The sequence below is a fragment of the Chthoniobacterales bacterium genome (genome assembly GCA_036569045.1).
In the GTDB taxonomy this organism is placed as follows: domain Bacteria; phylum Verrucomicrobiota; class Verrucomicrobiia; order Chthoniobacterales; family JAATET01; genus JAATET01.
On sequence record DATCRI010000082.1, the window covers coordinates 1 to 11,172 of the forward strand.

General features: G+C 63.4%; 6 protein-coding genes. All 6 read left to right on the forward strand.

The annotated features are described in order from the left end of the window. Positions 1–437 (forward strand): discoidin domain-containing protein (locus VIM61_14470; protein HEY8901614.1); only part of this gene is annotated, 437 nt, incomplete at its 5' end. A gap of 60 nt (positions 438–497) precedes the next feature. Further along, entirely contained in the window at positions 498–2,159 is a 1,662-nt protein-coding gene (locus VIM61_14475) for a hypothetical protein (GenBank protein ID HEY8901615.1), read from the forward strand. A gap of 293 nt (positions 2,160–2,452) precedes the next feature. Continuing rightward, entirely contained in the window at positions 2,453–3,862 is a 1,410-nt protein-coding gene (locus tag VIM61_14480; protein ID HEY8901616.1) for a family 43 glycosylhydrolase, read from the forward strand. Positions 3,863–3,895: 33 nt separating this feature from the next. Further along, complete coding sequence (locus VIM61_14485) at positions 3,896–4,969, forward strand: glycoside hydrolase family protein (protein ID HEY8901617.1); 1,074 nt, start codon at positions 3,896–3,898, stop codon at positions 4,967–4,969. A gap of 86 nt (positions 4,970–5,055) precedes the next feature. Next, entirely contained in the window at positions 5,056–8,391 is a 3,336-nt protein-coding gene (locus VIM61_14490; protein HEY8901618.1) for a discoidin domain-containing protein, read from the forward strand. A gap of 16 nt (positions 8,392–8,407) precedes the next feature. Beyond that, on the forward strand, positions 8,408–10,864 hold the full coding sequence (locus VIM61_14495; protein ID HEY8901619.1) for a beta-galactosidase: 2,457 nt from the start codon (positions 8,408–8,410) through the stop codon (positions 10,862–10,864). Positions 10,865–11,172 lie beyond the last annotated feature (308 nt).

The following is an 11,172-nucleotide window of genomic DNA, read 5'->3' on the forward strand; positions in this document are numbered from 1 at the left end:
CGACGTCCCATCCGCTGCCCAATCGCGCACTTGCGGCGACCGTCACCGCGTCGTCCGTCCGCCCCGAGTTCAAGGTCCCCGTGAAGAAGGATCCCTCGCTCGACCGCACGGAGTCCTTCGTGCCGGGGTTCGCGACCGACGGCAGCAACGGGAGCCGCTGGATGGCCGCGCCCGAGGATAAGACGCCCTGGCTCCAGGTCGATCTCGGCGCACCTCGCGACATCCTCGGCACCGAGGCGTATTTCGTGCAGCCCACGCACGGCCACGCCTTCAAGATCGAGTCCTCGCTCGATGGCAAGACCTGGCAGCCCTACGTCGAGCACGCCGACGTCCGCATCCAATCACCGCATCAGGACAAGAAGCCGACTCGCGCCCGCTATCTACGCCTGACGATCCTCCAAGGCACTCCCGGCCTCTGGGAGTTCCGCGTGTATTAACACCTCGCCGATCACCACGACCGCCACCTTCTGATTCTTAGCCATAACCCTGACACTGCCATGAAACGCAAATCCTCCTCTTTACTCAGGCTTCCCGTCCTCGCCGCGTTGCCTTTCCTCGCTGCCGTTGCGCACGCCCAGCACGGGCAATCCACCTACGTCGTGCCGGAAGGCATGGTGCCGGGCGGACAGTATATCGATCGCTTTCTGCCCATGAAGCCCAACGGGCCGCTGCGTTCCGACGTGTGGGGCGTGGATGCGGTCAAGCCGCGCGACGTGGCCAATGGGGTGGAGGACGCCAAGTTCTCGTATTGGTGCACCTCGGTGGTGAAAGATCCCGCCGGGAAATATCACAATTTCGTCGTGCGCTGGCCGGAAAACTCGCGGAAGGGGCATGCCGAATGGCCCAACTCCGATCTCGTCCGCGCGATCGGCGACAGCCCGACCGGCCCCTTCAAAATTGTGCAGGAGATTGGCAAGGGCCACAACGTCACCGCCTATCAAGCCAAGGACGGCACCTGGATCCTCTACATCATTGGCGGTTGCTATCGGGGTCCGTCGTTGGAAGGTCCGTGGACGCGCGGCAAGCTGGAGTTCGACACCCGTGGGCGGGCCCCAGTGGACATGACCAACGGCACTTTCGCGCAACGCAGCGACGGAAGTTATCTGATGGTCAACCGCAGCGGTGAGGTATGGATCAGCAAGGACGGCAACAAAGATCCCTACCGCCGCGTCTCGAACCGCTCCGCTTATCCGCCGGTGAGCAAGGCCCGCTTCGAGGACCCGGTCGTCTGGAAGGACGACGTCCAATACAACCTCATCGTCAACGACTGGTTCGGCCGCGCCGCCTACTATCTCCGCTCCCGCGACGGCCTGCGCTGGGACTGGGACCAGGGCCTCGCCTACGGCCCCGGCATTTTCCGCCACGAGGACGGCAGGATCGAGGACTGGCACAAGATCGAGCGCCCGCGTGTGATCCAGGATGAGCGCGGCCGCCCCACCCACATGCTTTTCGCCGTCATCGACGACGCCAAGGAGTTGGACAAACCCAACGATAACCACAGCTCCAAGGCGATCGCCGTGGGCGTCACGCCGCCGCGCACCGTCCTCGTTCGCAAACAAGGCGACCGCTTCTTCATCGCCCTCGAGGCGGAGAAAGGCTTCGACCCCGTGAAAGATGTCGATCCCGCGACCCTGCGATTCGGCGCTCCGTCCCGCGTGGACTTCGGCAAGACCTCCGCCCCGCTGTCCACGAAGGTCGTCGGCAACCGCCTGGTCGCCGAGTTTTCCGCGGCCGATTGCGGATTCCAGGCCTCCGACCGCACGGCCAAACTGCTCGCCCGCGACCGCAAGGGCGGGCTGGTCTTCGGTTATGCCGCCCTTCCCGACGAACCCGCCGAATACCCGATGCTTAGCGCCCACGGCTCGATCAAGGCCGGCCCGATCAAGAACGGGACGCGCGAGCTGACCGTGCAGGTCGAGAACTTCGGGTTGGCGAAGTCCGCCGCGACCCAGGTCAAACTCCAGCTCCGTCCGAAGGGGCGCGAGCCGCTCACCGTCGCCGCCCCGCTTCCGTCGCTGGCTCCCTATGCGTCAACGGACGTGAAATTCCGCGTCCCCGCCGAACTGACGCCCGTCGGCGAGACCCCGCCGGTCGAGATCGTGATCGAGAGCGAAGCGGAAGCGACTCCCCTGAAGGTCGCGCTGCCCAAACTATCCTGACCACTCCCGCAGTCCGCATTTCGAGCGCAGCAACCGGTTTGCCACTTGCTCCGCTCGAAATCCCCTTCGGCGTTCGCTGGAGCGAGTGGACCGCCGACCACGGGGTCGGGCGGCCCGCAGCCGAACGCGAACCGGCCCGACGGAAGACCGCTGCGCCGACCGCACGCTCGACTTGAAACTTTCTCCGGGCCAGTCGTTCTTGATTCCAGCCTGATGAGGGCTCACCTTCACGGGCCTACGCAGGGTTCCGATGCGGCGTAGCCCCCGAACGTTTTCCTCCAATTCCCACTCCCATGAAATTCTCGCTTCGATTTCTCACCCCGCTCTTGATGGCGACCACGTTGCTCAACGCTGCGGATTCTCCGACGCCCGATTCGATGTCCGGCCGCGCGCCGCATTTGGCGAATCCCATCCTGCCGGGCTATTACGCCGATCCCTCGATCGTGCAGGACGGCGGCAAGACCTACATCTACGCCACGCTCGATCCGTGGGGGGACAAGACGCTCGGCTGCTGGGTGTCGTCGGACTTCAAGAACTGGACCTACCACGTCTTGAACTGGCCGACGAAGGCCGAGTGCACGAGCCCGACCTCGAGAGTCGCAGCCGTCTGGGCGCCCTCCGTGCTTAAGGGCAAGGACGGCAAATACCACATGGTCGTCTCCGTCGGGAACGAGATGTGGGCCGGCGTGGCCGACCACCCGCTCGGTCCCTGGCGCAACGCGCTCGGCGACCGCAAGCCCTTCGTTCCCTGGGATTACAAGGACGGCGTGTATCACATGATCGACGGCGAGCTCTTCCTCGACGACGACGGCCAGGCGTATCTCTACTGGGGCTCGGGCTTCGGGTGGAAAAACGGCAAATGCTGGCTTGTGAAGCTCACGCCCGACATGGCGCACTTCGACGGCGAGGTGATGGACATCACGCCGGCGAATTACTTCGAGGGACCGTTCATGGTGAAGCGCCACGGAAAATACTTCCTCATGTATTCCGCCGGCAAGACGGTCGAGGACAACTACCGCGTCCACTACGCCGTGAGCGACTCGCCGCTCGGGCCGTTCGTCGAGGGGCCGGGCAGCCCGATCCTCGTCACGGACAAGAACGTGAACGTCATCAGCCCCGGCCACCACGCGGTTTTCCAGCGCGACGGCCGCGATTACATCCTCTACCATCGCCACAGCATTCCGTTTAACCGGAAGTTCATCGGCCGGCAGGTCTGCGTCGATCCCATCACGTTCACCGCCGACGGTCGCATCGAAAAAGTCGTCCCCACTCACCAGGGACCGCCGCTCGTCCAGGGGCGCGCAGAGTCGGAAGCGAAGCTGATGGCCCGCGCGAGCATCACCTCGTCCAGCGAGGCCAGTGAATTCACCAAGGCAGCCTGCGCACTGGACGACAATTACGCCACCCGCTGGGCGCCGGCGCTCGACGCAAAGGGAGCATGGCTCCAGATCGATCTCGGCTCGGTTCAAAAGATCGAGCGGCAGCTCATCCGGCCGGAATACGCGTGGAAGCCCTATCGATTCGCCATCGAGTCTTCGATGGACGGCAAGTCATGGAAAAAGGTCGAGGATCACACGCGGAAGGCGGTCTCCGGTTCCCCCTTGATCTCCAATCGGCCCATCACCGCCCGCTACCTGCGCCTCGTTTTTCCCGAGGACGTGAAAGGCTCCGACATCGGCGTCTTTGAATGGGCCGTTTTCTAACCGCGACTCCCTTTCCTACCCACCCGTCCATTTATGAAAAATACCCTCCCGATCGCATTTGCGCTGCTTGCAGGCGTTTACTGTGCTCACGCCCAGAACACGAAACCGGCAAAGACCTTCATCGATTACTTTTTGCCGACCCCCATCGTCGGCGCGCTTTCGAAGGACGTCTGGGGCGCGGCCACCGTTGGCCTCCGCGATCCGAAAAACGGCCTCGAAGACGTGACGATGACGCAGTGGAACTACTGGGACGGCAAGATCCTGAAAGGCCCGGATGGAAAGTATCACCTCTTTGGCAGCCGCTGGGAGCAGGGCAAGGGACATAAGGGCTGGTGGGAGTCGAAGGCCATCCATGCCGTCAGCGACCACCTTCTCGGGCCGTATGTGGACAAGGGGCTCTGCTGGCCGGGCAACGAAGGCGGCAAGGGCCACAACGTTACCGCGCTTCAACTTCCCGACGGTCGCTACGCGATCGTGATCAGCGAAACCCGCCCGGGCATGGTTTTCGTTTCCAAATCACTCGATGGTCCGTGGGAGCCGCTCGGCAAGATCACCGTGAAGGACAATCCGAAATGGCGCGCTTCGAACGAGATCATCCTCGCCCGTCCGGACGGCCGTTTCGAGATGTTCGGCCGCGCCGGTGTCGTCATGATCAGCAACAAGGGCATCCTCGGACCTTATGTTCCGCAGGGGCCGAAGATCTACCCGGGCATCAAGGATTTTCCGCAGCACGAACTCGGGCGTCTCGAAGACCCGACGCTTTGGTATAGCGGCGGCCTTTACCACATCACCGTCAACAACTGGAGTGACAAGAAGGCCTACCACATCACCTCGAAGGACGGCATAAAGAATTGGACCTATCGCGGCGTCGCTTACGAGCCGGGCAAGGACTTCATCCGTTACACGGACGGCACGGTGAATCACTGGACGAAGCTCGAGCGCCCCAGCATCTATATCGAAAACGGCCACGTCACGGCGGTGACGCTGGCGGTGGTGGATGTGGAAAAGGAGAACCAAAACGGCAACGACGGTCACGGCAGCAAAATCGTCGTCATTCCCTTCGATGGAGCGGCCATGGATCGCGATCTCCAACAGGGGGGCAGATGAGCAGTCGCCCTTCTTCGGAAGAATTGGTTCCCCAGATTGTAAAACTGGACGTTTCCCGAAAGAAGCCACGCCCGGTCCGTTGTTGGATGCCCCCGATGGTTGTCCTCGCCGCTTTCGCGGTCATCGCGTCGCGCGGTGTGGTCGCCGAGACGCCACCCGCGGTGACGGACAAGGCGCAAATTCACGAAACGGTGGTGAACGGCTTCGTGCATCCGGGGATCGGTCTCAACAAGACCATGCTCGAGGATCTCCGCGCCCAGGTGATGGCGAAGCGGGAACCGTGGTATTCCGCCTTCCTGAAATTCGCGTCGAGGGGCGGCTCCGCGAAGACGGTTTCCAGCCGGAACCAGAGCAAGAAGGAGCCCTCCAAGCCGGAGGTCGATGCCTTCGACAGCGGGAGCGTCGAGGGGCGGCTCAAGGGCGATTCCGACACGGCCCTGCGGCAGATCCTGATGTATTGGTTCACGGGCGATCCCGTCTACCGGGCCAATGCACTGCGCATCGTGCGCCTCTGGTCGAAGATGGACCCCGCGAAGTTCAAGGCCTACCGCGAGGTCTATATTCACTGCTCCTTCGCGTTCAAGGACATGATCATGGTCGCCGAGCTGCTGCGCGGCATGGATTCGCCGAACCGCGAGCTCGCTTGGACGGAGAAGGACACCGCCGATTTTTCGAACAACTTCGTCATTCCCGGCGTGACGGAGTTTTTCAACCACAACGGCTGGTTCATGAATCAGAACGGCTTCGCCTATGCGCCGGCCATCGCGGGAGCCATCTTCCGAAGCGATCCGAAGGACTACGCGCTGCGGGTCGAGCGCTTCACCGTGAACAAGGACGGCCCGGACAAGGGCTCGAGCTTTTCGATCAAGGACCTCGCCCGCCTCGTCGATACGAATGCCCTCACCGGCGAAAAGGTCGCCACTCCGCAGGTCCAGATCACGGAGATGGGCCGCGACCAGGCCCACTCCGGCGACGACCTGACGATTTTCACCACGATCGGCCGCATCCTGAATTCGCAGGGCACCAAGGTCGACCCGGTAGAGGGCACGCCCTCCAAGGCGGCGGACGCCGTCGGCCCCTATGAATTCCTGAACAACCGCATCCTCGTGGCGGCGGACCACTTCTGCCGATTCATGCTCGGCTACGACACACCGTGGATTCCCACGCCGTCGCACATCTCGCGCGACGGCAAGGTCGAGCAGATCTATCCTCGGATCGCCGACAACTACCGGGGCCGCATCCGCCAGCACAAGATCTGGGATCTGTATTACTACTACACGTTCAAGAAGGGCGTGGACCTGGCAAAGACGGCGCCCTATTACAATGAGACCTTCCTCAAGCGGATCGTCAGCGACGACTACGACTGGCTTTACATTCCGAAGGAGGCGAGCGGCGAGGCCCTCCGTATTCCGCCCTCGGAGCAGGAGCCGGCCGCCGTCGAGGTGGAGCTGCGTTCCGCGAACCTCACGAAGAACTCCTCGGTCCAAAGCGAAGGCGAGACCGCGTTCGTCCGCGCCCAGGCCTCTCCGGAGGGCGCGAGGCTTTCCATCCTGAGCTGCGGCACGGACGCGAAGACCATTGGCCTGCGCATCCGCACGACGGGCGTCGCGGAGATCGAGATGTCCGGCTTCGGAAAGCCGTGGCTGCTGCCGAATACGCAGGGCGAATGGCGCGAGGTGTTTTACACGATGAGCCCGCTCGAGCGGCTCGGGGACATCGTCTTTTTCAACGTGAAGGGCTCGTCCGGCACGACCGTCGATTTCGACCAGATTCTGCGCAAGCCGGACAAACAGGGCCTGACTTTCGCCGCGGGCGATGCGCCGCTGCGCCTCGTGGCCTGGCCCGGCGCGCCGATTCGAGCGGATTTTTCGGTTGAGAAGCCCGGCGACGGAAAGTCCATCACCTACCGGAGCCTCGACAAGCCGGCGGGGTCCGTCCTGGACCCGAGAACCGGCGCGTTCTCGTGGACTCCGACCAAGGTCGAAGACTGCGTGTTCGTCGTGGAGGCGACGGATGGAACCGTCGTCGCGCCGAAGAAAGCGTCGATCTCGGTGGCCGCGGATCGCGCGGCCGCGATCCGGAAGATCACGTCCGGATACGATCCGAAGACGACCTACGTCGAGGCCACGCTGCAACGCTGCAAGGCTGCCCATGCCCGCGCGGTGCAAGCGTTGAAGGCCACCTCCGACACGGAGTTCTTTGCGGCGCTGGCCCAGCTCCAGAAGGCGTTCGAGGGCCTGGAGCCGCTCACGCCGCTGCTGCCCGACGGCAGCATGGATTTTCCGAAGGTGGTCGCCTCGTCGAACATCGGCCCGGAAGCCCTGAACCTCCTGGTCGATGGCAACGACGACACTTTCGCGGGCTACTACCTGGCGCCCGACAGCCGCCACGATCTCGACTTCGGGCCGGACTTCAAGTTCTCCGCCACGGCATTCGCGATGGAGGGCCGGGTCAACTTCGAAGACCGGGTGCAGGGCGCGAAGTTCTACGGCTCCAACGATGGGAAGAACTGGACGGAACTCACGCCCGAGGCGATCCCGGCCGCCACGGAGTTGACGAAGGTCGAGGTCCCCCGCGGCCTGGCCGAATCGACCTTCCGGTATCTGCGCGTCCAGAAGGGCGGGGGCATCGAGCCGTCGGAAATGCGGATCTTCGGCCAACGCCACGAGAGCGGCAACAAGCTTCAGTCCATTTCGCTGAGTTCGCAAAAACGCGATGGCATTCGGGTCGCCCTGGGAGAGCCGGTGCAGGTGCACATCCAGGCCCGGGAGCCGATCCAGAACGTTCGCGTGCGCATTCAGGGCGTCGAGGCCGCGGTCAGGAAGACCGACGCGTCCACGTATGTCGCCGAGGCCGTGCTGCGGCCGGGCCAGGCGAAGACGGGGCCGGTGGAATTCTCGATCGACTACCGGCGCAAGGACGGGACGCCCGGCGGCACGGCCACGGTCACGACGGACGGTTCCCGCCTGCTCGTGGTCGATGAGTCGAAGCTCATCCGCGACGTGCCGCGGCGCGCGAAGATTCTCGATCCCGAGACGGGCGACGTGTCCGCAAAGTCGCCGCGCACGCTCGAGGTCCTGTTCGACAACGATCCGCGCACCTACCCGGAATTCTCGCTGAAAGGCAAAGGCTCGGACGTCGCTCTCACGTTCGATTTCGGGAAGCCCAGGGCCGTCCGTCTTTCCGGCGTGGAGCTTCTGGCCCGGCCCGAATACCGCGACCGGACCGCCGGTGCCGTCGTGGAGGGATCGGAGGATGGGAAAACCTGGACGACTCTCAGCGAGCCGGCCGCCTCGACCGAGGACTGGCAGATTCTGAAGATGAAGCCCTCCGGCGAATCCTGGCGCTACCTTCGGATCTTCAATCGGAACAACTGGCATTGCAACGTTGCGGAAGTCCGCTTCCACGGCGATGTGAAGTGACATCGCTTTCTCCCTCATGAAAACACGACGCCTTCCTCTTCTCGCCTGCGCGGTTCTTTCAGTCGTCAGCGCGAGCCTCTTCGCCCAGACGCCTGCGAAGCATTTCCCCAATCCTGATCGCATCCGCTACGACAGCCATTGCTTCACGATCGACGGCAAGGACACCTTCATTCGCAGCGCGGAGTTTCATTACTTCCGGACGCCGCGCGAGCTGTGGCGCGACCGGTTTCAGAAGATCAAGGATGCCGGCTTCAACACGGTGGACACCTACGTGCCCTGGAACATTCACGAGCGCGAAATGCCCGCCGGACTCGACGATTTTTCCAAGGTCGATTTCTCGGAGCTCCAGGCGTGGCTGAAGATGGCGCAGGACGAGTTTGGCTTCTACACCATCGTGCGGCCCGGCCCGTTCATCTGCGCCGAGTGGGCCGGAGGCGGCTATCCCCGCTGGCTGGCGAAATTCAATCCGTGGACGGGCAAGGAATTCTGGCTGCGCAGCGCAGAGGCCGCGCACATCGCCTGGAGCGTCCATTGGTATGACGCCGTGTGCAAGGCGGTCGCCCCCGAGCAGATCACCCGCAAGCCGAAAGGCGCCAAGGGCATCATCTTGGTGCAGATCGAGAACGAATACAACCACCACAAGGCTCCCGACAAAGAGAAGCTCCTCCGGGCACTCTACGGCGCCGTGAAGAAGAATGGCATCGACGTGCCCATCTTCACCTGCCTCACCGTCGAGTGCCGCGGCAGCAAGGATCCCGAGCTGTCGCAGGTATTCGACACGGACAATTACTACGTCGCGCAGAATGCCGCGCCGAGCTGCGCCGAGCGCATGGCCTCGCTGCGCGCGAGCCAGCCGGACGCCCCCGGTTTCGTCACCGAGCTCCAGGGCGGCTGGTTCTCGCTCGTGGGTGGGAGCCTCGCCGAGGAGCATTTTTCCGACGCCCGCCACTACAACGCGATCAGCCTCATGTCGCTGCTCGGCGGCGCGGCGGGGCTGAACACCTACATGTTCGTCGGCGGCACGCATTTCGGCGGCTGGCAGGCGAGGGGACAAAGCACGAGCTACGATTACAACGCGCCGATTCGCGAGTCGGGCGCGCTCAGCCCGAAATACTTCGTCGCGGAGGGCGTCAATGAATTCATCCGCGAGAACGAGCAGCCGCTGCTTCGCTCCCAGGGCGGCCCCTGCGAACTTCAGGGCGCGCCGGCGAATCTCTTCGGCGGCATCCGCGTCGCCCCGGACGGCACCCGCTTCGTCTTCCTCGACAACACGGATGCCGTGAAGCCCGTCGCCGGCAAGGTGACCGTCGTCCCCGGCAAGGTCGCCACGCCGACCGGACCGATCTACAACACCGACCAGGAAGGCAACCGCGTGCTCATCAAGACCGCCGCCGCTGCCGCGGAGTCGCCGGCGATCCCGTCGTTCGAGGTGAACTACGATCTCGGCCCGCTGGGCGCGAAGGTGCTCGTCATTCCTCCGGGCAAAACGCCGGCGGAAGGCGTGTGGTATCCCAAGGCGCAGAAACAGGCGTCTCCGGTCGCGCTGCCCGCCGCCGTGCGAGTGGCCTTCGCGCTCGAGAAGAACGATCCGCTCGACGGCAAATGGCAGAAGCTCCCCGAGGGGAAATCGCTGCCCGAGCTCGGCGTGAGCGACCAGCGTTACGTGCTCTATCGCACGAAATTCGATCTCAAGGCCGACGACGTCGCGAAGCTCACGAAGCTGCTCGTGAACTCCTTCAGCCGCGACATCGTGTCCGCGCAGGTCAACGGCCAGCTCGCGAAGCGGCTCCACCCCAGCGACGCCTACGCCGCCGCCGCGACGCGCAACAAGGCCACGTCCTTCGACCGCATTTGGCCGAACGAATTCGACAATCGCTTCGACGTCGCCGGCCTCCTGCACGCCGGCGCGAACGAGATCGTGCTACTCTACGAGAACATCGGCTTCGAGCACGGCTACATCCCGATGGAGGAGCTGAGCGGCATCCGGCAGGCCGGGCTTTCCACCGACGAGAAGGCGGTCGCCACACCGCTCGACTGGGAGGTCGCGACCGATCTCGGCGGAGTCGCAGCCGGCTGGACGAGCCCGGATTTCGCCCCGAAGGATTGGAAGAAAGTCGCCCTCGACACGACCGAACCGATCGCGCGCAAGGGTAACGGCATCCAGCCAAAGGCGCAGCAGGACGCGCTGCTCACCTGGCATCGGCTGGAGTTCGACCTGCCCGACACCGCGGAAGCGCGAGCGACGCCCTGGCGGCTGCTCATCAAGGCCTCCGGCAACGGATACATGTGGCTCAACGGCCACGACATCGGCCGCCATTGGGAGGAAGGTCCGCAGCGGGAGTATTATCTGCCCGAATGCTGGCTGAACTTCGGCGGCAGGAACGTGATCGTGCTTGGCCTGCGCCAGACCGTGAACGGCGCAAAGATCGAGGCGGCTGAAATCGCTCCGTATCCGCCGCAACCCCCGCTCTGACCTGGCTTTGTCACGCGGCGCCTCCCTCATTTGAGTAGCGCTAAGTCGCCGAAAACGGAGAAAACCAGGAAACCAAAAAGCCGTTGTAAGAGATTGTCTTACAACGGCTTGAAAGTGGTTGCGGGAGTAGGATTTGAACCTGCGACCTTCAGGTTATGATCCTTCTTAAGTTGCTTCCATTCAGTTGTCTGTGAACCGAAGATAAGTGAGTAGAAATTCGGTGCTCAAGGAGGACTAGCTTGAGGGGGAACATCGATGCACATATCGTGAATCTCCTTCCGGAGGCTCGAGGCGGTTGCGTTTTTCTC

Bases quoted from the DNA above. Each gene is read 5' to 3' on its own strand.
- VIM61_14475 (HEY8901615.1), top strand. From the start codon at position 498: ATGAAACGCAAATCCTCCTCTTTACTCAGGCTTCCCGTCCTCGCCGCG.
- VIM61_14480 (HEY8901616.1), top strand. From the start codon at position 2,453: ATGAAATTCTCGCTTCGATTTCTCACCCCGCTCTTGATGGCGACCACG.
- VIM61_14490 (HEY8901618.1), top strand. From the start codon at position 5,056: ATGCCCCCGATGGTTGTCCTCGCCGCTTTCGCGGTCATCGCGTCGCGC.
- VIM61_14485 (HEY8901617.1), top strand. From the start codon at position 3,896: ATGAAAAATACCCTCCCGATCGCATTTGCGCTGCTTGCAGGCGTTTAC.
- VIM61_14495 (HEY8901619.1), top strand. From the start codon at position 8,408: ATGAAAACACGACGCCTTCCTCTTCTCGCCTGCGCGGTTCTTTCAGTC.